The sequence below is a fragment of the Providencia sp. UF-224 genome (assembly GCF_058245955.1).
This window is the reverse complement of record NZ_JBSICC010000020.1, coordinates 16,248-42,643: the sequence shown is the minus strand read 5'-3', so window position 1 is coordinate 42,643 and position 26,396 is coordinate 16,248. Positions and strand designations below refer to the sequence as shown.

Below are 26,396 nucleotides of genomic sequence, written 5' to 3'. Positions count from 1 at the left end.
GAACGACTAATGTTTTAGATACAAAACGATTAATCACGAAAAGATACTAACATGTCGAGAAATATTTAATAGTACAATAGCACCAACAAACAAACGATTTTGTAACAAAACAGCGACTATTAAATATAAGAAAGTAACATTGAACAAAAAACAGATAACATTATTTGATGAAAATGTTTCTCAAATCCGTTCACATTACGGTGTCTTATAGTATTGTATAAAGCAGCGAAGTAGTGCGATATCGAACATAACGAATTAAAAGGTTACTTATGACCCAGCTAAGACAAGCGAAATATCGTCAGGATTATCAAGCACCTGATTATACGATTACAGAGATTGACCTCGATTTTAACCTTGATCCTGTCAAGACAGTAGTAACCGCAGTGAGTCAGGTAAAGCGCATTAACCCTCAATCATCAACCCTTGAATTACATGGCGAAGATTTATCATTAGTCAGTATCGAAATTGATGGAAAAGCATGGAGCGATTATCAACAAACTGAAGGTAAGCTGATTATTAAATCATTACCTGAATCTTTTACGTTGCGTATCGTGAATGAAATTAGCCCTGAAAAAAATACAGCGTTAGAAGGTTTGTATGTATCGGGTGATGCGTTATGTACGCAATGTGAGGCAGAAGGTTTCCGCCACATTACTTTTTACCAAGACCGCCCTGATGTATTAGCGCGTTACACCACAACCATTACAGCAGATAAAGCACGTTATCCTTATCTTTTATCCAATGGTAATCGCATTGCAGAGGGCGAATTAGAAAATGGCCGCCATTGGGTTAAGTGGGAAGACCCATTCCCAAAACCAAGCTATTTATTTGCAGTGGTCGCCGGTGATTTTGATGTATTAAAAGATATTTTTGTCACCCGCAGTGGTCGTGAAGTGGCACTAGAACTGTTTGTTGATAAGGGTAATTTAGACCGTGCTCCATGGGCGATGCAGTCGCTAAAAAATGCCATGAAATGGGATGAAGAGCGTTTCGGTTTAGAGTATGACCTTGATATTTATATGATTGTCGCCGTTGATTTCTTCAATATGGGGGCAATGGAAAACAAAGGCTTGAACGTCTTTAACTCCAAATATGTATTAGCCAAAAGTGATACAGCCACAGATAAAGACTATTTGAATATTGAGTCTGTGATTGGCCATGAGTATTTTCATAACTGGACGGGCAACCGTATTACTTGCCGTGACTGGTTCCAATTGAGCTTAAAAGAGGGCCTAACGGTTTTCCGTGACCAAGAATTTAGCTCGGATTTAGGTTCCCGCTCAGTTAACCGAATTAATAATGTCAAAGTGATGCGTTCGGCACAATTTGCGGAAGATGCAAGCCCAATGGCTCACCCAATTCGCCCTGAAAAAGTAATAGAAATGAATAACTTCTATACGTTAACAGTGTACGAAAAAGGGTCTGAAGTTATTCGGATGATCCACACATTACTTGGCGAAGAAATGTTCCAAGCCGGTATACAGTTGTATGTTCATCGCCATGATGGTAGCGCTGCCACCTGTGATGATTTTGTACAAGCAATGGAAGATGCTTCAAATGTCGACTTGTCTTTATTCCGCCGCTGGTATAGCCAATCAGGTACACCAGTATTAACGGTGCGTGATGAATATTCGCCTGAAAAACAGCAATATACATTGCATGTTAGTCAAATGACGCCTCCGACATTAGACCAAACAGAAAAACTGGCTCTGCATATTCCTCTGGATATTGAGTTATATGATGAGGAAGGGGCGGTAATTCCATTAAAACGTGATGGTAGCCCAGTAAACTCAGTGCTTAACATCACCCAAGAAACTCAATCTTTTGTGTTTGATGAGGTTGCAACTCGCCCTGTGCCGTCTTTATTACGCGAATTTTCTGCGCCAGTTAAGTTAGATTATAACTATACGGATGAGCAATTAGCGTTTTTGATGCAACATGCAAGCAACGAGTTTTCCCGTTGGGATGCGGCTCAGCAGTTGATCAACAACTATGCAAAAATCAATGTCACGAAGTTCCAAAAAGGTGAAGAACTTGTTTTGCCTGAATCAGTCGTTGATGCTTTCCGTGCCGTTTTATTGAGTGAATCAATTGATCCTGCGCTTGCAGCCTTGATCTTAACGCTGCCTTCAGAAAATGAAATTGCAGAACTCTTTGCAGTTATCGATCCTGTTGCTATCCATGAAGTGATCAACTTTATTCACCATCGATTAGCGAATGAGATGTCAGATGAATTTCTGACAGTCTATCGTTCGATTAACATTGAAGGTTATCGAGTTGATCATCAAGATATTGCCAAACGATCGTTACGAAATGTTTGTTTGCAATATTTAGCGTCGAACGACGATGCAGCGATGGCGAATAAGCTGGTCGAAGAACAGTATAAAAATGCAGATAACATGACGGATTCACTGGCAGCCCTCACAGCCGCCAATGAAGCACAACTGCCTTGCCACGCACAATTGATGACTGATTTTGATGAACGCTGGCACCACGATGGGTTGGTGATGGATAAATGGTTTACATTGCAAGGTTCAAACCCAGCAAAAGGTACGTTATTGAATGTACGTAAGCTATTAAATCACCGTTCATTTAGCATGAGTAATCCGAACCGTGTTCGTTCATTAGTGGGTGCTTTCACGGCAGGTAACCCAGTTAATTTCCATGCAGAGGATAGTAGCGGTTATCAGTTCCTGTATGAAATTTTGGTGGATTTGAATACGCGTAACCCGCAAGTTGCTTCTCGCTTGATTGAACCACTCATTCGTTTAAAACGTTATGATGAAAAACGCCAAGCTCAAATGCGTAAAGTGTTAGAGCAATTAAAAGAACTCGATAATTTATCGGGGGATTTATTTGAAAAAATTACCAAGGCGTTAGAAAGCTGAGTTTGACTGTTACGTTTGCTATGCGATTTTTACATAAGGGTTTTGTGAGTTGCATTTAAAATCGCATTGAAAAGTAAAATAAGTAGTTTTGCTTTGATCAAAGGGGGAAGGTTAACCATCTTCCCTTTTTGATTTTTCGGTGATTTGTAGGTTTTATCTATATGGAGGGAGTGCTGGAGTTGTAAAAAGTTAAGCAATATTTTGTTTTTTTGTTTGCTGTGCTCTTAACTTAGAGGGGCGCTTTACATTTAGCGAATCACCAATGAATTTCCCATCAATTCGTTGTATTTCCCCTGACTCTAATTTGTTTTTTAAATCTTGCCCTGCAACCTTTTGGAGTTTCGTTCCCATTTCAACCGTGAGAAATTGGACAGAAGCTGAGTGACAGCTAATAGTTTTCAGTCGTGATGACATAACTTCTTCCTCCTATCTGTGTATCGCTATATGCTTTCCATCCAGCAAACAAATTTGCGAATAATTTGCTCTTTTGTTTCCCACCTAAACCTAACAGCCCATCATAGATACGGGTGAGATCTGTTTGGCGTAGGCATTGCTTGTCTTCAGCAGCGGAGAAGATATATGCGCCTGCTTTACACGTATTATAGTGCTCAATAATTATACTTGCAACGTAATAGAGGACACGTCCCCCAGCAAGTCCGTTATGTTGGATATGTTGGAATCCTTTGAAATCAGTGTTATATGGTGATATTTCATCAAAGACTATTCCCCATACACCAGCAGCTGGAAATTGAAAGAGAGGGTGAACTTGAGAGATGTTTATATTTTTCTGTGTTAAATCCGCTGCTGAGCTAATAGCTTCAAAACCAACGGCGTAGATCGTTGAACAAACGGCAAACTGCCTGTAAACCATCCCATTTCCAAACTGATTGTTAAAAGGGAAAGGCCATTGAATTGTATGACTCACAATATATCCAGAGTGTAAGGAAAAAAGACTATTCGAACAAATTTGGAGGGGGTATGCAATACATGCATTTTAAATTATTTAGTTATAAATCAATATAATGAGTTTAATTTTAATTCCTATTATTTACTGCCAGAGAGCATTAAATTGCACGCGAATACTTTTCTATTCGTGATGCAAAAGTAAAACATTGATCTTTTCATGGTAAAGTAGCACTCAAATAGGGTAGTCTATAGCGCGTTTTATCCGACGAAACATCGTTTGCACTTCCATGTTCACCAAAGCTTAATTGCGGGTGGCGTTTGGGTGCGCGCGACATGATGTCTTTCTTCTTGAAACGCACTAGCAGAATATAGGTTATTGGATATGTTATATCACCTTGCCCGCAAGGCACTATTCCAGTTCGACCCCGAAAAAGCGCATGAAATGACTTTTCGCCAGCTTCAACGTTTAAACCATTCTCCTTTTCAATGTCTGATCCGCCAATCTGTAGCGACCAAACCAACCCAATGTATGGGACTTTCGTTTAAAAACCCACTGGGGCTTGCCGCGGGGTTGGATAAAGACGGTGAATGTATTGATGCATTTGGTGCAATGGGCTTTGGTTTTGTAGAAATTGGTACTGTGACACCTCGTCCCCAATCAGGAAATGATAAGCCAAGACTTTTTCGCTTAGTTGAAGCGGAAGGGATCATTAACCGAATGGGGTTTAATAATAAGGGTGTTGATAACCTTGTTGAGAATGTCAAAAAATCTAATTATGGTGGAATAATTGGTATTAATATTGGCAAAAATAAAGATACGCCAGTTGAACAAGGCAAAGATGATTACCTTATTTGTATGGATAAGGTGTATGCGCATGCGGGTTATATTGCTATTAATATTTCATCACCAAATACACCAGGTTTGCGTTCATTGCAATACGGCGAAGCGCTCGATGATTTATTAAGTGGTATAAAAGCAAAGCAATTAGAACTTCAATCGTTACACAATAAATATGTTCCTGTTGCTGTTAAAGTAGCCCCTGATTTATCTGAAGAAGAAATTATTCAAGTTACAGATAGCCTAGTTAGGCATAATATTGATGGTGTTATTGCGACGAATACCACGTTAGACCGTTCTCTTGTTCAAGGGTTGAATCACTGTAATGAAATGGGTGGATTAAGCGGGCGACCTGTTCAATTAAAAAGTACCGAAGTGATTAAACTTATTTCGCGTGAATTAAATGGCAAACTTCCGATTATTGGTGTGGGGGGAATTGATTCATTAACCGCAGCGCGTGAAAAAATGGATGCGGGTGCTTCATTAATTCAAATTTACTCTGGTTTTATTTATCATGGACCAAGATTAATTAAAGATATTGTCAATCATATCTAGTAAATTGTAAATTTACTTAACAAGGGGGTTTCTTTATGCCCCCTTTTAAACTATATTGCTAATAGTGGCTATTTTTATATCAATTTTATTTCAATTTCAGCGAATGTGTTATTCGATAATAACATTATTCGGTTGTCTGCAAGGCGAATTATTTAGCGTATAAAAGTTAGCTGTAGAGTAAATTTAAGAAAGATCGTATTGATGATCGTTCTTATATATATTTACCGTTAAATCGCTAAAGGATCCGTTTATGAATATTAAACCTGATGATCATTGGCGTTGGTATTTTGATCATGACCATGACAGGGTGATGTTAGATCTCGCCAACGGCATGATATTTCGTTCATGTTTTCCAGCTAAAATGCTGACGGTATTTGCTCGTAATGAAATGCCATTTAGTATAGAGGATGCTGGGGAATTTTATTTGTTTGATGAGCAAGCTAAACGATTAAATATTACACAAGAAGAACGTGCTGAATTGGTGCTTAATAGTCTTGTTGCTTATCGCTTTTTAAAACCGCAGATGCCCAAAAGTTGGTATTTTTCTTCATTTCACGCGATTAATACGCCGAAGCAAGGGCAAATTATTCAGGTGTGTTTAGAAAACAGCCATCATTATTCCACATTTATTATTGCGGAAGCGGGTTCTTGTGCAAGCTTATGTTTATTGGCTGAACCGGTGTTGGAATTACCCGATCGTCTTTTAAGATTTTGTGATCCAATTAAGATCATGAATGATCGTATGCTTGAATATTCATCTAGAGCTAAACGACAGTTATATGGAAATGTAATTTGATTGATCGTGTGAGATCGCATCAAAAAAAGAATGAATAAAATTTCTATTATTACGATGGATTGATAATTTGGTTGGTGGAATTTTAACACCGTCATAATTTAAAATTACAGATGGTGTTAAAGATCCTTAAATTGAATTTTACTTAAATGCTAATTTTAGCGCTGTTTTAGGAATACAACTGCAGGCTAATATATAACCATTTTCCCTAATTGCGCTCTGTTTTAATGGTGTTACTTCACCAGACACTAATTTAATTTTACACCGTCCACAAATACCCGCTCGACACGAATAGGGAATATTTAAACCGTGGGATTCAAGTTGTTCAAGGATCACATTTTGATTATCACCTTCATATTCGGTTTCGTCGAAAACTAAGCTGACTTTGTTAATTTGAGACTGCGCATTTTGCACAGAAAGGTCGCTTTCTCTTTCTTGAATCAAATATTGTTTGGCGGTTTTAGTTTCTAATACAGTTAAGGCATCGCCAACACGAATAACACCTGTATTCTGAATGATCACATTTTGCCCGAAATCGACATCGCCTTTTTCATCTGAGCGGAACGTTTGTAATGTCGCTAATGGCTCACTATTGGGGTGTTTAATGCCTTTTTCTGGACTAACGGTCGTGAGGATACAGCGGCTGCAAGGGCGGTCTAAGGTAAAGATAACATCACCAATTTGAATGGTTTTCCATGTGTCTTCTTCGAATGGTTTTGCGCCAGTAATAATTAAGTTGCCGCGAAATTGCTCGAGTTTAATACTGGCAGGGCAGCGGCGTTGTAATTCTTGAACCGATGCTTCATTAATTAATAGAAAAGGGTAGCCATCAGCAAATGACATCGGTACGTCTTGGTATTCTTTTACGCGACGAGAAAGCTGTGGACTTAACCAACGCAATTGAACTGGCTCATCAAAAAAGGTGCTTAACCAGCTATTTATTGTTTCTGGTGCAATGAGCGAATGAAAATGATTGCCCCAAACTTCAGTAGGGCTCTGCTTCTCGTTAAAGTCCTGATACAATACTGTCGCACTTTCGCCATTAGGCGCTCGAAGATGGAGTCCATTGTTGAGCATCACTGGTGTAAACAGTAACATTTGCGGGTATTTTCTCGCCGTAATAAATTTACCTTCCAGCGTGGTTATCATAAAATTACGATCAAAAGTCAAACCGCTAATATCAGCGAAGGCATGAGATAAACGCACCCCTCTCATGGATTTTACTGGGTGTGTATAAAGGCGCGAAAGCGTGATCATTTTTTAATCCTTATAATTGTGCGCAGCAACTTTATGACAACTGCATAAGATTAGCTATAATGCGCAACAATTTTTCATCGAAATCGGTAATAAATACTATGAATTTTCTGTTTGCCAGCACAGCTCGTGGCCTAGAAGAACTACTGAAAACGGAACTGGAAGCACTCGGTGCCAGCCAGTGTAAAGTGACCCAAGGGGGCGTCTATTTTCAGGCCGATGAACGGGTCATGTACCAAAGCTTACTGTGGAGTCGGCTGGCATCGCGTATTTTATTGCCTTTGAATGATTTTGATGTCTACAGTGACTTGGATTTATACCTTGGTGTACAGGCGATTGACTGGTCAGAAATTTTTTCTGTAAATGATACGTTTGTGGTGCATTTTACAGGGACTAACGAAGAAATTCGCAATAGCCAATATGGCGCCTTAAAAGTGAAAGATGCCATCGTTGATAGCTTCGTTCGCAAGTTAGATCAGCGCCCTGATGTTGCTCGTCAACAGGCGGATATTCGCATTAATGTGTACCTGAATAAAGAAAAAGCGAGTGTAGCATTAGATTTAAGTGGTGATTCACTGCACATTCGCGGCTACCGTGACTTAGCAGGGCAAGCCCCATTAAAAGAGACGTTAGCCGCTGCAATTATTAACCGCTCAGGTTGGCAGCAAGGTACGCCATTAGTTGACCCAATGTGTGGTTCGGGGACGTTATTAATCGAAGCTGCCATGATGGCAACAGATAAAGCGCCTGGTTTACATCGTAACCACTGGGGCTTTTATGCATGGTCGAAATTTAATGCCGAATTATGGCGCGAGCTAACCACGGAAGCACAAGTGCGTTTCCGCCAAGGTTTAAAAGAGAACACTTCACGTTTTTATGGCTTTGATATTGATAAACGGGTACTGGAAATGGCGCGAGCAAATGCGCGTCGTGCAGGCCTTCAAGATGTCATTACCTTTAACCAAGGTGATGCGGCTGCGTTGGAAAACCCGGTTAAAACAGAAGCAGTGGGAACGATTATCAGTAACCCACCATATGGTGAACGTTTAGAAAGTGAACCGGCGTTAATTGCGCTACACAGCCAATTAGGCCGCGTCGTGAAAGCGCGTTTCCCTGGTTGGCGTTTATCGATTTTCAGTGCTTCACCTGAATTATTAAGCTGTTTGCAATTACGTTCAGAGCGCGAGTTCAAAGCAAAAAACGGCCCATTAGATTGTGTACAGAAAAATTACCAATTAGCGGCTACGCCTTCTGAAACGGTTGCAGAAATCTCCCCTGACTTTGCTAATCGTTTACGTAAGAATTTGAAAAAGTTAACTAAGTGGGCAAAACAACAGGGTATTGAAAGCTATCGCGTTTATGATGCTGATTTGCCTGAATATAATGTTGCGGTCGATATTTATGGCGACAAAGTGGTCATCCAAGAATATGCGCCACCAAAAACGGTGGATGAGCGTAAAGCACGCCAGCGTTTATTTGACGTGATCACTGCGACCATGAACGTGTTAGAACTGTCATCAAATCAATTGGTACTGAAAACGCGTCAACGCCAAAAAGGCAAACAGCAATACGAAAAACTGGCACAAAAAGACGATTTCTTCTTAGTGCAAGAATACAATGCCAAAATGCTGGTTAATCTAACTGATTACCTCGATACAGGGTTATTTTTAGACCACCGTATTGCGCGTCGTATGTTAGGGGAGATGAGCAAAGGTGCTGATTTCTTAAACTTATTCTGCTATACAGGTACAGCAACGGTACATGCAGGTTTAGGCGGCGCGAAAAGCACAACATCGGTCGATATGTCCCGTACTTACCTTGAATGGGCAGAGAAAAACTTACAAGCGAATGGGTTAACGGGGCGTCAACATCGCTTAATTCAAGCAGATTGCTTAGGTTGGTTAGCAAATAGCGATGAGCAATTTGATCTGATCTTTATTGATCCGCCAACATTCTCAAACTCAAAACGCATGGATGGCACGTTTGATGTGCAACGTGACCATGTGCAACTGATTACATATTTAAAACGACTATTACGCCGCGGCGGAACCGTGATGTTCTCAAACAACAAACGCGGTTTCAAAATGGATATGGAAGCAATCGCGGAGTTAGGACTACAAGCACAAGAAATCACTGCGAAAACGCTTTCTGAAGATTTTGCACGTAATCGTCAAATTCATAACTGCTGGTTAATTCGCCACGCAGAGTAAAGGATAGAATCAATGGCTTTAATTAATTTATCGGGTGCATACCTTTCGTTCAGTGATGCGCCATTACTTGATAATACTGAAATTCATATTGAAGATAACGAGCGCGTCTGCTTGGTCGGCCGAAACGGTGCGGGTAAATCAACCTTGATGCGTGTGCTGACGAAAGAACAACCTTTAGATGATGGCCAACTGATTTACGAGCAGGATTTAGTTGTTGCACGCTTGCAGCAAGACCCGCCGCGTAATGTGGAAGGCACTATTTTTGATTTCGTTGCAGAAGGTGTTGCGGAGCAAGCGCAATACCTGAAGGATTATCATCATATTGCTAAAGTGGTGGAAGAAGATCCTAGCGAAAAAAACTTAAATAAAATGGCTGAATTACAAGAAGTGCTTGATAACCGTAATTTATGGTTATTGGATTCTCGTATCAGCGATGTACTGAAAAAATTGGGCTTACCTGCGGATGCGGAACTTTCTTCCCTTTCTGGGGGATGGTTACGTAAAGCGGCGCTGGGGCGTGCATTAGTGAGCAACCCACGTGTTTTATTCTTAGATGAGCCAACGAACCACTTAGATATTGAAACTATTTTGTGGTTGGAAAACTTCCTTAAAGATTTCCAAGGCAGCATTGTATTTATTTCCCATGACCGTTCATTTATTCGTAACATGGCAACTCGTATTATCGATTTAGACCGCGGGCAACTCGCCTCATGGCCGGGTACATACGATGATTATTTGATCAGTAAAGAAGAAGCCTTGCGCGTTGAAGAAATGCAAAATGCGGAATTCGATAAAAAACTGGCTCAAGAAGAAGCGTGGATCCGCCAAGGCATTAAAGCGCGTCGTACTCGTAATGAAGGTCGTGTTCGTGCTCTAAAAGCACTGCGTGTTGAGCGTTCAGAGCGCCGTGAAGTGATGGGAACCGCCAAAATGCAAGTGGGTGAAGCCGCTCGCTCGGGTAAAATTGTTTTTGAAATGGAAAACGTTAATTACCAAATCGATAATAAAGTGTTGGTAAGCGATTTTTCTGCGCAGGTGATGCGTGGCGACAAAATCGCATTAGTTGGGCCAAATGGTTGCGGTAAAACCACACTGTTACGTTTAATGCTGGGTGATTTACAAGCGGATAGCGGGCGTGTGCACTGTGGTACAAAACTTGAAGTGGCTTATTTTGACCAACACCGCGCAGCATTAGACCCAGATAAAACTGTTATGGACAACCTAGCGGAAGGTAAGCAGGAAGTGATGGTCAATGGCAAGCCGCGCCATGTATTAGGCTATTTGCAAGACTTTATGTTCCCACCAAAACGTGCAATGACCCCAGTCAGAGCCTTATCTGGCGGTGAGCGTAATCGGTTATTATTAGCTCGATTATTCCTAAAACCAAGTAACTTACTGATCCTCGATGAACCGACCAACGACCTTGATGTCGAAACATTAGAATTACTTGAGGAGTTAGTGGATGGTTACCAAGGAACCGTTCTATTGGTGAGCCATGACCGTGAATTCGTCGATAATAGCGTAACAGAATGCTGGATCTTTGAAGGCGATGGCGTGATCAACCGTTTTGTGGGCGGTTATTTTGATGCTCAAAAGCAAAGAGCACAAACCGTGAGTTTGGAAGCCAAACAAACGAGTAAAGTGGCAGCGCAAGAAAAAACGGCAAAACCGAAAGAAGCGGCAAAGCGACCAAATAAACTCAGTTATAATTTATTGCGTGAGTTGGAACAGTTGCCTGCGAAGCTTGAGCAATTGGAAACGGAAATTGAAGCGTTACAAGCTAAAGTTGGCGATGCTGATTTCTTCAATCAACCTCACGATGTTACTGAGCAAACATTGAGCCAGTTATCGGCAAAAGAAACCGAGCTGGAGCAAGCGTTTGACCGCTGGCAAGAACTTGAATTGCTTAAAAATGGTTGAGTAAATTGATAAATTAGAGGAGCGAATATTCTTTGTGTACCCATGAGTCTCATGAACATGTGCTTTGTCCTCAGTGCGATATGCTGGTTGCGGTTCCAGAATTGGAACAAGGTAGTAAAGCAACTTGCCCGCGTTGTGAGACCACATTAGTTTCAAAGTGGCGATATCCGTATAAGCAGCCTGCTGCCTATGCGTTTAGTGCGTTGATCATGCTATTCATCGCGTGCTTATTTCCTTTTGTGAAAATGAGCGCGGCGGGTATTGAAAACGAAATTTCGCTTTTTCAAATTATCGAAATTATTGCCTCAACGCGTTATAGCGGTTTAGCACTATTCTTCTTGTTCTTCTCCTTAATCATACCGGCCTTTTGTATGGTCACCATTATCCTTTTAGGGTTGCAAGTTCACATTCCTAAAGGAATTAAAGTGGTGATCACACGGATTTTATTCCAAATGAAAGCCTGGTGTATGGCGGAGATTTTTTTAGCGGGCGTTTTAGTCAGTTTTGTCAAACTGATTGCTTATGGCGATATTGGCATTGGCCTAAGCTTTTTACCTTACTGTGTATTTTGTATGTTACAGGTGAGGGCATTCCAATGCTTAGATAGGCACTGGTTATGGAATCGCATTGAAGCGGCACCAAAATTAGCACGCCCGTTAAAAGTCGGTCAAACAGGCATTAGCCAAAATATACGTTTATGTTTGGTCTGTACTGCGATTTTGCCGGCTGAGCAATCTAAATGCCCACGCTGTCATTCTCGTGGCAGTGTGCGTAAGCACCAAAGTTTACAATGGACAATGGCGCTGCTCGTAACATCGATTATGTTATATATTCCTGCAAATGTGTTGCCGATGATGACGACTAATACACTCGGGAGCGGTTTAAACTCCACCATTATTGATGGGGTTATTTTGTTATGGGGGGATGGTTCGTACCCTGTGGCAATGGTTATCTTTATTGCCAGTATCATGGTTCCTACGTTAAAAATGATTGGTATTGCTTGGTTATGCCTTGATTCGCAAGGTTATGGCAACCGCGATCCACATCGTATGCATTTTATTTATGAGCTGGTGGAGTATGTCGGTCGTTGGTCAATGATTGACGTATTTGTGATTACGATTTTGGCCTCTTTAGTCCAAATGGGGCAGTTAATGAGCATCGTTCCTGCGGTGGGGATTATTTTCTTTGGTGTTGTCGTGATTTTAACGATGTTTGCGGCGATGACATTTGACCCTCGATTGACTTGGGATCGTTGTGATGCGAAAAATGCAGTGAATACTGCTGAACAAGAAGGAGCCATCGGGTGACCTCACAAGAAACACCACAGGCTAATGCCAAAGTCAGTAAGCTAAAAAGCTGGTCACCTGTATGGGTGATCCCAATTGTCACCATTTTACTTGGTGCATGGGTCTTATTTTACCACTTTAGTAACCAAGGCCCAGAAGTGACGTTGATCACTTACAATGCCGAAGGAATCGAAGCAGGTAAAACGAAAATTAAAAGCCGCAGTGTCGATATCGGCGTTGTGGAAAGTGTAACGTTAGATGACAATTTTAGTCGCGTTATCATAAAAGCCCGTTTAAATAATGAAATGAAAGAGTTACTTCGTACTGACTCGGCATTTTGGATTGTTAAACCAACAATAGGGCGTGATGGTGTAACGGGCTTAGGGACGTTACTTTCAGGGGCTTATATTGAGCTTCAACCGGGGCTTGCGGCAAAAGAACACTTTGAATTCACTTTATTAGATACACCACCTTTGGCTTCCCCTGATGCCAAGGGGATCCGCGTTATTTTAGCCAGTGATAAAGCGGGGCAGCTCAATCCGGGCGATCCTGTCTTATTCCGCGGTTACCGAGTGGGTTCCGTCGAAACCAGTAATTTCGACATGGATAAGCGCGACATGCGCTATCAATTATTCATTAACGCTCCGTACGATAAGCTTGTGAGCTCGAATGTGCGCTTCTGGAAAGACAGCGGTATCGCTTTCGATATGTCATCTCAGGGAGTACATGTTGAGATGGGCTCAATTGCCACTTTATTAACGGGTGGGGTGAGTTTTGATGTTCCTGAAGGGTGGGTACCGGGCGCGAATGTTAAGGAAAATGCAGAGTTTGAACTGTTTGATAACCAAAGCAGCATTCAAAACTCACTGTATACCCAGTACCAAGACTTTGTACTCTTTTTCTCTGATTCCGTGCGTGGCTTACAACCGGGGGCCCCTGTTGAATTCCGCGGTATCCGTTTAGGAACAGTTGCACAGGTTCCGTTCTATACAGCGGGTCTAGATCAATCACTGGACAATGACTTTAGAATTCCGGTCCTTATTCATATTGAACCTGAGCGTTTCTCTAAAGACGTTGGTGCGAATTTTAATTTAAAAAATGAATTAAAACTGGCGATGCAGGGTGGGCTTAGAGCATCATTAAAATCAGGTAATTTACTGACGGGTGCACTATTCGTTGATTTAGACTTCGTACCAAATGCTGAGCCGTATAAAGGCCCGACAGTGGTTGCTGGGTATAAAATTATCCCAACAACCAGCGGTGGTTTAGCTCAGATTCAGCAAAAAGTTATCGCAGTGCTGGATAAAATCAACAATATGCCAATTGAGCCTATGTTGAACCAAACCACACAAACGTTAGCTGAAGGGCAAAAAGTGGTTAAAGAAGCCAATGCGATGCTCGTTGAGTTGAATAAAGTCATGGCGAGCAAAGAGTTCCAAAACTTACCGCATGACTTGCAAAAAACATTGCAAGAAATGAACCGTGCAATGCAAGGCTTCCAGCCAGGTTCACCTGCCTATAATAAGATGGTGGATAATATGCAGCGATTAGACCAAGTCTTGAGAGAAGTTCAGCCGTTGCTAAGAACGTTAAACAATAAGAGTAATGCATTAGTCTTTGAAGCCGAACCGACGAAGGATGTACAGCCAAAAGGAGTTAAAAAATAATGAGATATCTGATATCGATATTTGTTTTGTTGTTGGCAGCGTGTAGTAGCACACCAGAAAAAATGTATTATCAATTGCCAATAAACGCTTCTAAAACGCAATCTGCAGAGGTGATGGATAAAGGACAGGTCTGGTTGCAGCGTATCATGCTATCGGATGTATTGACGTCTAACGGCATCACTTACCAAACAACAGACGTGAGTTACACCAATGCGAGCACTCACTTATGGGCAAGTCCACTGGAGCAACAGCTTGGGCAGTCAATGGTGAGTGAACTATCAGCAGCACTGCCTGAAAAGTTAGTTTCGTTGCAGCCTTTACAAAATTCACCTGATACCTTGGATATCACCCTTACGGCTTTTAATGGCCGTTATGATGGAAAGGTGCTTATTCAGGGATTCTGGACGTACTCACAGGATAAAAATGTGATCCGTCGTAATTTTGATATCCAGTTGGATCAACAGGAAGATGGTTATCCTGAACTAGTCCGTACATTGGCAGTGGGCTGGCAGCAAGTTGCTAAAGGGATTGCTGAAGAAGTCAATAAACACTAATTAATCATCATTTAGTTAGTTTTCTAAGTGCACTTTAGGTATACGTAGTTACGACTATTACCTGAGGTGCATTTTTTTTGCATTAGAAATTCTGTTTAAACACCCTTTTAGGATAGTCTTAAAAATAGTCGATTTTGGTTATTCTAAAATGATGATTATTAAAGAGATATTTTTGAAATTTAATAAATTCAGATAGTTGGCGTAAATGAGCTATACAAGTCACACTTATGCTAATTATGACAAATATATGAAAATCTTTACTTGATTTTCTGTTCGGTGGGCGCTATTTCTATAGTGTACCTATTAAGAAATAGTAGGTGCTGTTTTCTTTTCCATTTAAATGATGAGGGAAGTAAGGCATGAAAAGACAGAAGCGAGACCGTTTAGAAAGAGCTTTATCAAGAGGTTATCAAGCAGGTTTAGCAGGGCGCTCTAAAGAGTTGTGTCCGTATCAGGCTATAGATGCTCGTTCGCATTGGCTAGGTGGTTGGCGTAAAGCGATGGAGGATCGAACCGTAGCCGTTGTTTAATCCCACTATTATCTGATCTTTTAGGTTAAATAACCTGCCTGTCTTTTTGAACCATTTGCGGGTTTTTAAATTAAAAGTGTCAATCAATTTAAGAACCTCCGCGATTGCGGAGGTTTGCATTTCAGTAACTTAGAAAGCGCTGGTATCTTTGAATAAGCCTACTTTTAAGTCTGTTGCGGTATAAATTGATTTACCGTCAACTAACACTTCGCCATCCGCTAAGCCCATAATTAGTTTGCGGTTAATCACGCGTTTAAAACTGATACGGTAGGTGACTTTTTTCGCTGTTGGCAGAACTTGGCCTGTGAATTTAACTTCACCCACACCTAAAGCACGGCCTTTGCCTTCGCCACCCAGCCAGCCAAGGTAAAAACCAACTAACTGCCACATAGCATCAAGGCCTAAACAGCCTGGCATAACTGGGTCATTCGTAAAATGACAGCCAAAGAACCAAAGTTCAGGATTAATATCGAGCTCAGCTTCGACATAACCTTTACCAAAGGTGCCACCATCTTCAGTCATTTTGACGATGCGATCCATCATCAACATGTTCCCTGATGGTAGTGGAGGACCATTTTCCCCAAATAACTCGCCTTTTCCAGAAGCAATTAAATCATCTTTTGTGTAGGACTCGCGTTTATCAACCATGTTCTTCAGATAGCCTTTATTATGTGTAGGGGTACAGGATAGCTTACACTTGTACGCTGAACAACTCCGATCTGCTATTTTTTACGCAATCTTTACTTAACTCATCCACTTCAAGAACCAAGGAAGTCTGGCTTTATCAGGGGAATTTGCTTGGTTAATACGTTCTTGAATTAAAGCTAACAAGTGTACATTATCTTCTTCCACTTGCTGTTCAAAGTAAGGCTGCTTCGTTAACAGTGTAATGGCTTGAGCAACATGTTCGACAGGCCAAATATGGAATTGACCTGCTTTTACGGCCTCAACCACTTCCGCTTTGGTGCATAAATGACGCACGTTAGCCATGGGGATAATGACACCTTGCTCGCCCGTTAAACCACGTTTTTCACAAATATCGAAGAAGCCTTCAATTTTCTCATTAACGCCACCGATAGGTTGCACATAACCAAACTGGTCAACAGCACCCGTCACAGCAATTTGCTGATCAATAGGTTGTAATGCCAAGGCGCTGATTAACGCACACAGTTCAGCGAGGGAGGCACTATCACCATCAACTTCACCATATGACTGCTCAAAAACAATTGATGCTGAGAATGGCTGAGGTTGCTCCAGTTTCAACTCATAGTTTAAGTAGGCTTGCATAATCATCATACCTTTGGCATGAATATTACCGCCAAGCTCTGCTTTACGTTCAACATCTGTAAACTCACCATCACCCAAGTGAGCGACGCAAGTAATGCGTGATGGTTCACCAATCGCTTCAGGGTGACCGGGATACTGTAAGACAGACAATCCATTGATTTGACCGATCACTTCGCCTTCAGTTTTAACAAAAATTTGTTCTTGTAAAATATCATCTTGTGTACGTTCAGCCAGAAAACTATGTCGCCATAAGCGGTTTTCAATTGCTTTGGTAAAAGATTCTAACGTAAGCAACCCGTCGATTGCGTAATGGGATGCATCCATCAAGCTGCGAGTTAACCAAGGCGTATCGAGTGGTAGATTGAATTTATCTTCACAGTAACGTGTTGCTTGCTGAATAAATGGGATCCATCCATCGGCTGCAATATTCGGTAATGAATTTTTTTCTATAATGGATTTGATATAACTCATCCATAGTAACAATTGTTCTTCATCTTCGAAGAACATGACAGGTTCATATTCACCATAAATAGCGCTATCAAAGATCTCTGGCGCACTATATTCAAGTTCTTCTAACGCGAGCCTATCCCCAACAACCACGATTTTAAGTTCAAGAGGCTGAGGTTCTATACTAATAGGCAGTGGCTGATTTTCAGAGTAGGGTAACCATTCTAATTGACGGCGGTTAACCATATTTTTAAGGCGGTTCCACATAAGTGGTTGACTAATTAATGCATTTGCGGCGATGACAAGCACACCACCATTGACTTGGTGAAGTAGACCCGGTACGAGTTGCAATGATGGGGTAACATAACCAAATAATTGCTCTGGTTCTACCCAATGGCGATAAGCAATAGGTTGCTGAGTTGAAAAACGGCTTTTAATACCGCTTTTCCACTGAAAAGCGTGCTTATCTTCAGATAATTGATAATCACCATCAATGACGGGTGTGTTTTCTAGTAATGAGTTAATTGTATTTGCATAAGTGCAAAGATATTCCTCACTTTCATCAGATTTGATAAACATAAAGCGAGTGTGAGCTAACTCTTTAACGAAACGCTGCATTCCATCAAACAACCGTGGTTGAGTATCGGAAAATGTTGCGGAGTTCAGAGATCCTGAAGAAACAAAATGTGTCTGAAATGACGATAAATTAGGAATTAGGCCTTGCCATGTTAGTTCTTGACTGATCACTATGATTATCTGCTATTAATAGAGTTATAAACGAAATGCCTGCCAATTAGCTGGGCGCATGTACTTGATTGTGTTTATGTGGTCAATTGACCATTCGTGTTGTTTGTTTTATAAACGATTTTCAAGCCAGTAAATTACCCAGTGGGCAAGATTGTTATATTAGCCTTTGATAGGCAATCTTGCAGCAATAATTGTTGAAATATCGATTAGAATAACGAAAACATGAGCACAACAGGGAGTGTCATTGGCCAAGTGAAGCCAATTAGTAGAGCACTAAGTAGACGCATAAAACAGTTTGGATCTTTCGTGACAAATAGGGTGAATAACATAGCACATAGGCCGCCAACCCCATAGATGACGAGTATGTTTTCAAAAGTGGACATGCAGGATTATTAATTTGTTAACAGGTGGATGCGGATTCTACACTATTTAGACAAAAAACGGTTATTTTCTTTACGGTAAAAATGATTATTTAGTTAAATTGAATTTCTGCTTGAGCATTTTGTTTATATTATTGCTAATATAAAGATAGGTTCGGTTTTCTTCAGGAAAAATTATGAAATATCAGCAGCTTGAAAATCTTGAATGTGGCTGGAAATGGGAGTATCTCGTTAATAAAGCACGTGCTGGCGAGGCGATAACCCGTTACATCGAAAGAAGCGCAGAAAAAGAAGCGATCGAATTGCTGTTAAAAACAGAAAATAGGCCGAGCGAAGTGCTCAAATGGATTTCATTACATATGAATCCTGATCTTGATAACCGAATGAAGCAGAGTATTCGCGCCAGACGTAAACGCCATTTTAATGCAGAGCACCCGCATACACGTAAAAAATCAATAGATTTGAATTTTTCGGTTTGGCAGCGTTTATCAAACCTAGCGGTAAAACGGAATAAAACATTGTCAGAAACGATCATCCAGTTGATAGAAGATGCAGAGCATAAAGATAAATATGAAAACCAAATGAGTACACTAAAGCAGGATCTTCAGGCAATACTTGGCACAGCAAAAAAGTAATGGTGAGTAATGTGTCGAGGGGAGATTGTTAGGGATCTTCGCTGGTGAGTTAATAAAAAATGGAACTGCAATAACTGGTTAGCAGAATAGGTATCGGGTAGAACTAAAAAAGCACGCATTTTTGACTCAAAAAACCAATGATTAAAAAAAACCCCAATCGAAATTGGGGTTTTTTATATTTAGTTCAAAATTCAAACTAGGGCTAAGAATTAAGCGCCTGGTTGAGTAACAACTTCAGTTGTACCTTGAATTTCGATTTCAACGCGACGGTCTGGCGCTAAGCACTCGATCAGAGCTGCACGGCCTTTAACTGCGTCACATTTGTTGCCAGTTACTGGATCTTCTTTACCGCGACCTTCAGCTGCGATTGCAGATGCTGGAACGCCTTTAGATACTAAGTAATCAACAACTGACTGAGCACGTTTTTGTGACAGTGGCAGGTTGTAGTTTTGTGAACCGATACGGTCTGTGAAGCCAACAACCAGTACGCGACCTTGAGTTGGGTCGATGCTGCTCAGTTCGCTGTACAGTTCGTTCAGCGCTTGCTGACCTTCTGGTTTCAGAGTTGCTTTGTTGAAGTTAAACAGAACGTCTGAACGCAGTGTGAAACGTTTGTTTTCAACAACTGGAGCTGCTGGCTCAACAACTGGAGCTGGAGCAACTACTGGAGCAGTTTCTTGACCGAAACGGTAAGCAACACCAACACTCAGCATGCCGTTGTCTGGACGAGTACCGATGTTGTCTTTATCACCTAAGTTGCTAACCCATTGGTAGTCTAAACGAGTAGCCCACTCTGGAGTGATTGCATACTCAAGACCCAATGCGTATACAGGAGCAACGCCAGTGTCTGTGTCTTTGAAACGGCCTTCAGTTTGGTTAGCTTTCGCTTCTGTACGGTAAACCATACCACCCAGACGAGTATAAACGTCTAAGTCATCCATGATTGGATAGCTTAATTTAGTGGTTAATGAAACACCCATAGATTTCAGGTCGCCGCTGTTACCAGCGCCTTTGTATTTCATTTTACCGAACCAGTCGTAACCTAATTCAAAGCCCATGTACTGGTTGTATTGGTAACCAGCAAATGCACCAGCACCTAAAGTATCACGATCGGTAGTTTTACCTACGTGTAAATCAGTTTCTGGTGAGTTGAATTTAGTGTCTTCGTAATGAGACCAACCTAATTTAGCACCTGTATACCAAGTGTTATCTTTTGGAGCTGCTTGTGCAACTGTTGCAAAAGCGGCTACTGCCACTGCTACTGCGATAGCTGTTTTTTTCATTTTTACGCCTCGTTATCATCCAATATTGGCATGGCTTCAGTGAGCCTTATTATTTGCCATTGGTTCAATTTACTTGCTAGGTTTCGCAGACATTATCTACAAAAAAATTATAAAAGTAAAAAATAATGCCATAAGCTTAACAAGCTAAAGTCTACAACGAACTTAAAAAGATACAAGTAGAGTGAGCAATAAACGTTAAAAAAAGTATTTTTTTAGTGTATAAATCAGAGAGATATGTATATTTCTAATTATGATTGTTTTTTATCTATCTGATTGATCTTCAATGCTTTTCATTTCACTTTAGGAATAAATATTTCTAAAGGTTAAATTTAGTAAGAAAATTCTTAATCTTGGCTAGTGATAATGATTTGAATGAATTTTTAAGTTGTTTAGCTGTCCAGATTGCATACTCACCATATTATAGGCTTTTTGTGGGCGCATTATAAAACCAATAGAATGGCCTTCTTGTGCGGCATCTTGTAAACGAACAAAATCTTGTTCATTTAATTCTGGTAGCCACCCTAAAACCACGCTGTAATTACCACTTTTTAATGCTTTTTCCATGGCATCAATGGTTGTAATGGGTTCCATATGGCTTACTTGCATGACTTTGTGCGTAGGAATACCCGCTTGTTCTAACCAGTGTTTACTGAGTTTTTTGTTTGGGCTTAGCCATAATAACCAACGCGATTGAATACCAAATTGGCGGAGCATAGGTAACAAGATGAAGTCCAGAATTGGGTGCTTTTCATCGTAGACAAGTTCACTCACCATACCTTGCTGTACCAGGCTATTGGCCTGTTCAGTGGTTTGGAAAGATTGTGCGTAATTATTAAGAGAATGTTTTGTTGTGTCATTCCAAGAATAGATGCTCATAATTCACCTCGTTACAATGCTGTATGAACATACAGTAACTGTATATCCATCCAATATCAAGCCTATTTTTTCAAAGCGCTTCGCAACTTTGGTGTTTTTCTATGCATTCTTCTTGGCATTTTTTATGGAAACTCTCAGAATTGGCTATGCGTAATTGGTTGTAATGAAAGAAATAATAAAATTAATTCTCTCAAGGATGAAAATTAACCAAACCCAAAAAGGAGTTAAGGTAAATGCTACTATCGGAAGAAAAAATTTTTTATTTGTCCCGTTTATTAGGCCGTCTCGGTCAGCTTAAACGCAAAAACCATTTTGGCGGGTATTGCTTATTAGTGGATGACGTGATTGTAGGTTTGTTGCTTGATGGCCACTTTTATTTAAGAGGTTGCTTGTTGGCAAGAAGTCATTTTGAGGCATCGGGGCTTGATAGACTGGTTTACACGAAAAAAGGTATCCCATTGGAAATGCGTTATTACCAACTTTCAGAACAAATGTGGTGTGACGAAAAAGCACTTTTTCAGTTTATTGAGATTGCCTACCACTCTGCCGTTGAGGAATTGCAACAAAAGCAGGTTATTACACGTAGAATTAAAGACTTACCAAATATGAATATGTCTGTTGAAAGGGCGTTAGGGAAGATTGGGATTCTGCATGCGGATGATCTACGCATGGTGGGAGCCAAAGCCTGTTTTATGAAGTTAAAACAACACGGGCGGCATAAGCCAAGTATTAAGTTACTGATTGGTTTAGCTGCTGCGATTGAAGGCTGTCATAGCGCAGTATTACCGAAAATAATTAAACAAGAGTTGATTGCTTGGTATAACAGCTTCGAATTAACCGTGGTTTGATATCACAGTAAGAAAGGTTATTCGCTAAGATATTCAATACATTGCATTGTATAGAACGGAAAGTTAAGCGGGTATTAAAAGCTTGTTTTATATTCTAATACCCGCTCATCGGTATATTTTATGATGAACTGATTTGTCGAATCATTTGTTTGATTTCTGGGATCAGCTCAAGCAATAGTTTTGTTTGTTCCATGATTAATAATGTTTTTTCATCATCGCTTGCTGAAATATTATCAATACGGTGTAAGAGGCTATTACGTAATTTTTCTGATTTTTTATCAACGATATGCGGGTCTAGCGTAGTAATTTGCAGGGAAGATTCGACATAACAAATTGCATCATTTAATAAGGCTAAATTTTCTTCATTTTGCATCTGTTCGCGGTGAGCACCAAGGGCTGAAATATAGCTTAGCAGGGTATGATTTAAACAGAGTAAACGAAAAGCTTGCTCTTGTGTTATCCGATAGGATTTAGGGTCTGATGCCATATTGGAAACAATGGAAGCAAACTCTGCGTCGTTATTATGCGCTTCACGGCGAGCCACTCGATATTCTAGACCATTGTCTTTTCCTTGGTAGTACTGTAATAAAATCGCATCGAGATAACGGCAATTGCTATCCATGGTTTTTTGCACCACTTGAGGAAGTTGACGAAACTTCCAATCAGGCCAAATAAAACTCACCGCCAGTAATGCAATAAAGCAGCCGATTAAAGTATCGATAATGCGTGGGAGAGCGACATCGAAGCCTTCACCCAGTAAGTTAAAACTGAATAAAACCAATAAGGTAATAAAAAGTGTGGCTTGCGCATATTGGCTGCTACGGAACATGAAAAATAGTAAACCAGAAATGACGATGAGGATCAGTTGCCCTTCCATTGATGGTATTAAGTTAAGGAGTGGCAAGCCGATAAGAATACCTACAATAGTGCCGATAATCCGTAACGCCAAGCGTCGTTTAGTTGCACTGTAGTTAGGTTGGCAGACAAATAAGCTGGTGAGTAAAATCCAATAACCTCTTTCCATATCAAACAATTGAATAATGGCATAGCCAGTACAAAGCAAAATTGACATTCGTACAGCATGGCGAAACAAAGAAGATTTGGGCGTTAAGTGGTGTTTTACGCGGGAAATGATATCACCAAAGCCTGAAAGCGATTCATCAGATAATTGCTCAATTTGTTTATTGTTTTGTTGCCAAGAACCTTGTTCAAGGCTTAAACCTTTAAGTTGAACATCAATGCCTTTCAAATTCTTAAGTAAGTTATGTAGAGCTTTGACTTCGTGGCGTGTTGGTGATTGTTCTTTGAGTAACTGTAATGAGTTCTCAAGGTAGGTAAATGTGCGCTCAAAGCGCGGGTTGTGTTGGTATGGTTTGCGCCATAACACCGATTGAGCAACTTGTTGGCAAGCGCGGGCTTGCATCGTTAATAAGCGTTGAAAGCGAAATAAAATATCATGATGACGAAGTGTACGGCTAAGTTGTTGATATTGAATATGGGATGAGCTAGCACGCTCATGAATGTCTTGAGCAACAAAATAGTAGTGCAAAGTATTGCGCGTCCCTTTTTGCCCTCGGTCGCCTTTTAATCGACTAAGTAATGCGCTCTTTGTTTGGTTCATTGTATTAACTAAGTTGCTGTTTACAATTGCCAAATCGTAAACAGATTGCTGATAATCATCCTCGAGGTCAGGATCAAATAAGTTGGCTTTTGCATCCAAATAAGCTGATAGCTGTTGATAACATTGGGTAATTGCATCCTGTAGTGGCCGAACTGGGAACAAAATATGGCCGATTAAGGTTAAAAGGTTATACCAAACTGCCCCAGTGAGAAGAAGTGCTGGTTGTTGGTACCAGGTATCAAAAATGGGAACACCTAACATGGTGTAGATAGCAATTAACAACGCACCGAATGCAATGGTAGCGTAACGTTGACCTAATGCACCTAAAAGAATAAAGCCACAAGTGGAAAATGCTAGACCAAAAAAGAAAAATACGGGGTAAGGGAATAAAAGCTCAATAGAAACTGAGGCAATAAAAAAACAAAAAAGGGTGATAATTAAATTTTTTATTCTGCCAGTTAGCCTATCATCTAAGTCAGTTAATGCAGCAGCAACGACGCCTAATGTTAGTGGAATGGTCACCTTTGGCTCTTGCCCTAAGATCCATGGCAATAAGGTTGTGCCTGTCAGGGCTATAAAGATTCGGATATAATATAAAATATGGCTGTTATATAGCACACGACGATAACTGGTTAGCAGCGTTAGCACAAAGTACCTCAAAGGTAAGAAAATCCCTATGCCTTATAGGATAGCGTGTTTGCTCGGAATAAAAAACCGTTTGGAATCAAGCCAACCGTATTTTCATCATTGATATTTTCAGGTGCAGGACGTATGGAACTGAAATCAACACAGATTGGACAGCGTCTGGCTCAGCATCCCTACAATCGGGTTCGCTTACTCAACGCTGGTATTGAAGTTAGCGGTGAAAATCACCAATATCTTATCCCTTTTAATGAACTGGTTGATCTTCGTTGTAAGCGGGGCATTGTCTGGGGGGAGTTGGAATTTGAAATTGTGAATGAACAGGTGGTTCGTTTACATGGTACTGAATGGAAGCAAACTCAGCGATTCTTTCATTATTTAAATGAAAAATGGCAGCAATGGAGTGGTGAAATGAGCGAGGTGAGTGCAGAGGTTCTCTCTCACTTGGTGAACAAAATTGAGCAAATATCACAGCAAGATGCGTGGTTGAGTTTACGCCAATTAACTGCCATTAAAGATAACATTAAGCAGCAGTTTTCGTCATTGCCTTTGCCCCTAGTCAGAATTTCACAGTTTGAAAACTGTTCGTCACAGTATCAATTATGTCTACAATGGCTGAATCATAGCCAGCAGTGTCGTAAGCAAATCAATGAAAAGTGGTGTGAATCTGTTTTGGTTCGCTATCACGATTTCTTTCAGCAAGTGGAATCATCGCCACTCAATCATTCACAATCGTTATCTGTCATTAATGGTGAAGATAATGTCCTTGTACTTGCAGGCGCAGGAAGCGGTAAAACCTCGGTTTTAGTTGCTCGTGCAGGGTGGTTGGTCTTACGGGGGCTGGCGCAACCTGATCAAATTTTATTGTTGGCATTTGGCCGTAAAGCTGCCGATGAAATGAATGAACGTATTCAGGCTCGTTTACAGCACGATAATATTCAAGCAAAAACCTTCCATGCTTTAGCGTTGCACATTATTCGAGAAGGCAGTAAAAAATCCCCTGTAGTGAGTGAATTAGAAACGGATACGAAAAAGCGTCAGGCGTTATTGTTAAAAGAGTGGCGTGAACAGTGTTCGAGTAAAAAAGCGCAAGCCAAAGGTTGGCGAGAGTGGTTAAGTGAAGAACTTGTGTGGGATATCCCAGAGGGCGAGTTTTGGCAAAATGAAAAAATCACGCAGAGAGTCGTTGCGCGATTAGAAAGTTGGCTAAGTTTGATGCGCATGCATGGTGGCAGCCAAAAAGAGATGGTTGATAACGCGCCAGAAGAGGTGCGAGAGCTATTTCAAAAACGTATTAAATTAATGGCTCCATTATTAAAAGTATGGAAGGGGGCCTTAAAAGAAGAAGGCGCGATTGATTTTTCGGGTCTTATTCATCAAGCGGTTAATATCCTTGAAAAAGGGCGTTTTATTAGCCCATGGAAGCATATTTTAGTCGATGAATTTCAAGATATTTCGCCGTTAAGAGCCAAGCTATTACAAGCTTTGCGCCAACAAAATAAGCAAACGACGCTGTTTGCGGTAGGTGATGATTGGCAAGCTATTTATCGTTTCAGTGGTGCTGAATTAGATTTAACGACATCGTTTGAGCATAACTTTGGTGAAGGGGAGCTTTGTGCTCTGGACACCACGTATCGGTTTAATGAACGCATTGGCGACATTGCGAATCAGTTTATTTTGCAGAATCCGATTCAGATTGATAAACCTTTAAATAGCTTAACTAAAGGCAATAAAAAATCAGTAGTGCTTTTGTATGAAGATGCATTGGAACGTTTGCTTGATAAAATGAGTGGGTATGTGCTTGATAATGAAACGATACTGGTGTTAGCTCGTTATCATTATTTAAAACCTGAGATTCTAAATAAAGCGCAAACACGTTGGCCTAAGCTGAATATTCAGTTTATGACGATCCATTCTTCCAAGGGGCAACAAGCTGATCACGTGATTATTTGTGGATTAAACAGTGGAAAAGATGGCTTTCCAGCACCGGCAAGAGAGTCGATTATTGAGCGGGCTTTATTACCACAACCTGAATCATTTGAGCATGCTGAAGAACGGCGTCTATTGTACGTTGCAATAACACGAGCAAAGCAGCAAGTTTGGCTACTCTATAACCCGGAGCAACCATCTGAGTTTGTTGAAGAACTTAGGCTGCTGGGCGTACCGAGACAGAAAAAACCGTAATGGTACGACCCTGTGCCGAAAGCCTTAGGCACAGGGTCATTGTTG

Annotated in this window: 21 protein-coding genes; 12 read left to right on the top strand and 9 right to left on the bottom strand. The window is 40.7% G+C overall.

Going from position 1 to position 26,396, the window contains the following annotated elements; translation table 11 throughout:
* Positions 1-269: 269 nt before the first annotated feature.
* A complete protein-coding gene (gene pepN, locus AC4IFO_RS16805; protein ID WP_490736102.1) occupies positions 270-2,888 on the top strand; it encodes an aminopeptidase N in 2,619 nt (872 codons plus the stop codon).
* A gap of 189 nt (positions 2,889-3,077) precedes the next feature.
* Here the strand turns inward: pepN and AC4IFO_RS16800 are convergent, their stop codons facing one another.
* The gene (locus AC4IFO_RS16800; RefSeq protein WP_490736100.1) at positions 3,078-3,302 is read right to left on the bottom strand and encodes a hypothetical protein; all 225 of its coding nucleotides are present in this window, start codon (positions 3,300-3,302) and stop codon (positions 3,078-3,080) included.
* Positions 3,277-3,813 (bottom strand): hypothetical protein, encoded by a 537-nt coding sequence (locus AC4IFO_RS16795; RefSeq protein ID WP_490736098.1) that lies wholly within the window; start codon positions 3,811-3,813, stop codon positions 3,277-3,279. The genes AC4IFO_RS16800 and AC4IFO_RS16795 overlap by 26 nt, the downstream gene beginning before the upstream one ends.
* 363 nt (positions 3,814-4,176) lie before the next feature.
* Between AC4IFO_RS16795 and pyrD the strand changes: the two genes are divergently transcribed.
* Both pyrD and AC4IFO_RS16785 read left to right on the top strand, forming a co-directional pair.
* Positions 4,177-5,187: a quinone-dependent dihydroorotate dehydrogenase gene (gene pyrD, locus AC4IFO_RS16790; protein WP_273804745.1), complete on the top strand. Its 1,011-nt coding sequence runs from the start codon at positions 4,177-4,179 to the stop codon at positions 5,185-5,187.
* A 250-nt stretch (positions 5,188-5,437) separates the two neighbouring features.
* Entirely contained in the window at positions 5,438-5,983 is a 546-nt protein-coding gene (locus AC4IFO_RS16785) for a cell division protein ZapC (protein ID WP_490736096.1), read from the top strand.
* 138 nt (positions 5,984-6,121) lie between these two features.
* Here AC4IFO_RS16785 and AC4IFO_RS16780 read toward each other — a convergent pair whose 3' ends face one another.
* On the bottom strand, positions 6,122-7,237 hold the full coding sequence (locus AC4IFO_RS16780; protein ID WP_490736094.1) for a YcbX family protein: 1,116 nt from the start codon (positions 7,235-7,237) through the stop codon (positions 6,122-6,124).
* 98 nt (positions 7,238-7,335) lie between these two features.
* On the opposite strand from AC4IFO_RS16780, the gene rlmKL reads away from it, so the two are divergent.
* From rlmKL to rmf, 6 genes are all read left to right on the top strand, one after another.
* Entirely contained in the window at positions 7,336-9,444 is a 2,109-nt protein-coding gene (gene rlmKL / locus AC4IFO_RS16775; protein WP_490736092.1) for a bifunctional 23S rRNA (guanine(2069)-N(7))-methyltransferase RlmK/23S rRNA (guanine(2445)-N(2))-methyltransferase RlmL, read from the top strand.
* Positions 9,445-9,456: 12 nt separating this feature from the next.
* Positions 9,457-11,364 carry an ABC transporter ATP-binding protein gene (locus tag AC4IFO_RS16770; RefSeq protein ID WP_490736090.1) on the top strand — a complete coding sequence of 636 codons (1,908 nt, stop codon included), beginning with the start codon at positions 9,457-9,459 and terminating at the stop codon, positions 11,362-11,364.
* A gap of 32 nt (positions 11,365-11,396) precedes the next feature.
* Positions 11,397-12,671 carry a membrane integrity-associated transporter subunit PqiA gene (gene pqiA, locus AC4IFO_RS16765; RefSeq protein WP_490736088.1) on the top strand — a complete coding sequence of 425 codons (1,275 nt, stop codon included), beginning with the start codon at positions 11,397-11,399 and terminating at the stop codon, positions 12,669-12,671.
* Positions 12,668-14,317, top strand: coding sequence for an intermembrane transport protein PqiB (pqiB, locus tag AC4IFO_RS16760; RefSeq protein ID WP_490736086.1), 1,650 nt, complete (start codon positions 12,668-12,670; stop codon positions 14,315-14,317). The genes pqiA and pqiB overlap by 4 nt, the downstream gene beginning before the upstream one ends.
* Positions 14,317-14,871, top strand: coding sequence for a membrane integrity-associated transporter subunit PqiC (pqiC, locus tag AC4IFO_RS16755; protein WP_490736084.1), 555 nt, complete (start codon positions 14,317-14,319; stop codon positions 14,869-14,871). The genes pqiB and pqiC overlap by 1 nt, the downstream gene beginning before the upstream one ends.
* Before the next feature lie 359 nt (positions 14,872-15,230).
* Positions 15,231-15,401: a ribosome modulation factor gene (gene rmf / locus AC4IFO_RS16750; protein ID WP_219249215.1), complete on the top strand. Its 171-nt coding sequence runs from the start codon at positions 15,231-15,233 to the stop codon at positions 15,399-15,401.
* A 129-nt stretch (positions 15,402-15,530) separates the two neighbouring features.
* Here the strand turns inward: rmf and fabA are convergent, their stop codons facing one another.
* The 3 genes from fabA to AC4IFO_RS16735 all read right to left on the bottom strand — a co-directional run bounded on the left by fabA (position 15,531) and on the right by AC4IFO_RS16735 (position 18,265).
* Positions 15,531-16,049 (bottom strand): bifunctional 3-hydroxydecanoyl-ACP dehydratase/trans-2-decenoyl-ACP isomerase, encoded by a 519-nt coding sequence (fabA, locus tag AC4IFO_RS16745; protein WP_490736081.1) that lies wholly within the window; start codon positions 16,047-16,049, stop codon positions 15,531-15,533.
* Positions 16,050-16,145: 96 nt separating this feature from the next.
* Positions 16,146-17,882, bottom strand: a complete 1,737-nt coding sequence (locus AC4IFO_RS16740; RefSeq protein ID WP_490736079.1) for an AAA family ATPase — start codon at positions 17,880-17,882, stop codon at positions 16,146-16,148.
* Positions 17,883-18,088: 206 nt separating this feature from the next.
* The gene (locus AC4IFO_RS16735) at positions 18,089-18,265 is read right to left on the bottom strand and encodes a GhoT/OrtT family toxin (RefSeq protein WP_490736077.1); all 177 of its coding nucleotides are present in this window, start codon (positions 18,263-18,265) and stop codon (positions 18,089-18,091) included.
* 173 nt (positions 18,266-18,438) lie between these two features.
* Between AC4IFO_RS16735 and matP the strand changes: the two genes are divergently transcribed.
* Entirely contained in the window at positions 18,439-18,897 is a 459-nt protein-coding gene (matP, locus tag AC4IFO_RS16730) for a macrodomain Ter protein MatP (protein WP_490736075.1), read from the top strand.
* 209 nt (positions 18,898-19,106) lie between these two features.
* On the opposite strand, the gene ompA is transcribed toward matP, so the two are convergent.
* Together ompA and sulA are read right to left on the bottom strand one after the other, a co-directional pair.
* The gene (gene ompA / locus AC4IFO_RS16725; protein ID WP_490736073.1) at positions 19,107-20,180 is read right to left on the bottom strand and encodes a porin OmpA; all 1,074 of its coding nucleotides are present in this window, start codon (positions 20,178-20,180) and stop codon (positions 19,107-19,109) included.
* 354 nt (positions 20,181-20,534) lie between these two features.
* On the bottom strand, positions 20,535-21,056 hold the full coding sequence (gene sulA, locus AC4IFO_RS16720) for an SOS-induced cell division inhibitor SulA (protein ID WP_490736071.1): 522 nt from the start codon (positions 21,054-21,056) through the stop codon (positions 20,535-20,537).
* A gap of 233 nt (positions 21,057-21,289) precedes the next feature.
* Here sulA and AC4IFO_RS16715 point away from each other — a divergent pair, with 233 nt between their 5' ends.
* Positions 21,290-21,904 carry a TfoX/Sxy family DNA transformation protein gene (locus AC4IFO_RS16715; RefSeq protein ID WP_490736069.1) on the top strand — a complete coding sequence of 205 codons (615 nt, stop codon included), beginning with the start codon at positions 21,290-21,292 and terminating at the stop codon, positions 21,902-21,904.
* Between the two features lie 118 nt (positions 21,905-22,022).
* On the opposite strand, the gene yccS is transcribed toward AC4IFO_RS16715, so the two are convergent.
* A complete protein-coding gene (gene yccS / locus AC4IFO_RS16710) occupies positions 22,023-24,173 on the bottom strand; it encodes a YccS family putative transporter (RefSeq protein WP_490736067.1) in 2,151 nt (716 codons plus the stop codon).
* Between the two features lie 123 nt (positions 24,174-24,296).
* Between yccS and helD the strand changes: the two genes are divergently transcribed.
* The gene (gene helD, locus AC4IFO_RS16705; protein WP_490736065.1) at positions 24,297-26,351 is read left to right on the top strand and encodes a DNA helicase IV; all 2,055 of its coding nucleotides are present in this window, start codon (positions 24,297-24,299) and stop codon (positions 26,349-26,351) included.
* Positions 26,352-26,396 lie beyond the last annotated feature (45 nt).

What these genes read in the sequence shown, in the direction of transcription:
- AC4IFO_RS16715 (WP_490736069.1), top strand. Translation starts at nt 21,290, where the DNA reads ATGCTACTATCGGAAGAAAAAATTTTTTATTTGTCCCGTTTATTAGGC.
- pqiC (WP_490736084.1), top strand. Translation starts at nt 14,317, where the DNA reads ATGAGATATCTGATATCGATATTTGTTTTGTTGTTGGCAGCGTGTAGT.
- AC4IFO_RS16770 (WP_490736090.1), top strand. Translation starts at nt 9,457, where the DNA reads ATGGCTTTAATTAATTTATCGGGTGCATACCTTTCGTTCAGTGATGCG.
- AC4IFO_RS16735 (WP_490736077.1), bottom strand. Translation starts at nt 18,265, where the DNA reads ATGTCCACTTTTGAAAACATACTCGTCATCTATGGGGTTGGCGGCCTA.
- pyrD (WP_273804745.1), top strand. Translation starts at nt 4,177, where the DNA reads ATGTTATATCACCTTGCCCGCAAGGCACTATTCCAGTTCGACCCCGAA.
- rlmKL (WP_490736092.1), top strand. Translation starts at nt 7,336, where the DNA reads ATGAATTTTCTGTTTGCCAGCACAGCTCGTGGCCTAGAAGAACTACTG.
- ompA (WP_490736073.1), bottom strand. Translation starts at nt 20,180, where the DNA reads ATGAAAAAAACAGCTATCGCAGTAGCAGTGGCAGTAGCCGCTTTTGCA.
- helD (WP_490736065.1), top strand. Translation starts at nt 24,297, where the DNA reads ATGGAACTGAAATCAACACAGATTGGACAGCGTCTGGCTCAGCATCCC.
- pepN (WP_490736102.1), top strand. Translation starts at nt 270, where the DNA reads ATGACCCAGCTAAGACAAGCGAAATATCGTCAGGATTATCAAGCACCT.
- AC4IFO_RS16785 (WP_490736096.1), top strand. Translation starts at nt 5,438, where the DNA reads ATGAATATTAAACCTGATGATCATTGGCGTTGGTATTTTGATCATGAC.
- fabA (WP_490736081.1), bottom strand. Translation starts at nt 16,049, where the DNA reads ATGGTTGATAAACGCGAGTCCTACACAAAAGATGATTTAATTGCTTCT.
- AC4IFO_RS16800 (WP_490736100.1), bottom strand. Translation starts at nt 3,302, where the DNA reads ATGTCATCACGACTGAAAACTATTAGCTGTCACTCAGCTTCTGTCCAA.
- AC4IFO_RS16780 (WP_490736094.1), bottom strand. Translation starts at nt 7,237, where the DNA reads ATGATCACGCTTTCGCGCCTTTATACACACCCAGTAAAATCCATGAGA.
- matP (WP_490736075.1), top strand. Translation starts at nt 18,439, where the DNA reads ATGAAATATCAGCAGCTTGAAAATCTTGAATGTGGCTGGAAATGGGAG.
- rmf (WP_219249215.1), top strand. Translation starts at nt 15,231, where the DNA reads ATGAAAAGACAGAAGCGAGACCGTTTAGAAAGAGCTTTATCAAGAGGT.
- sulA (WP_490736071.1), bottom strand. Translation starts at nt 21,056, where the DNA reads ATGAGCATCTATTCTTGGAATGACACAACAAAACATTCTCTTAATAAT.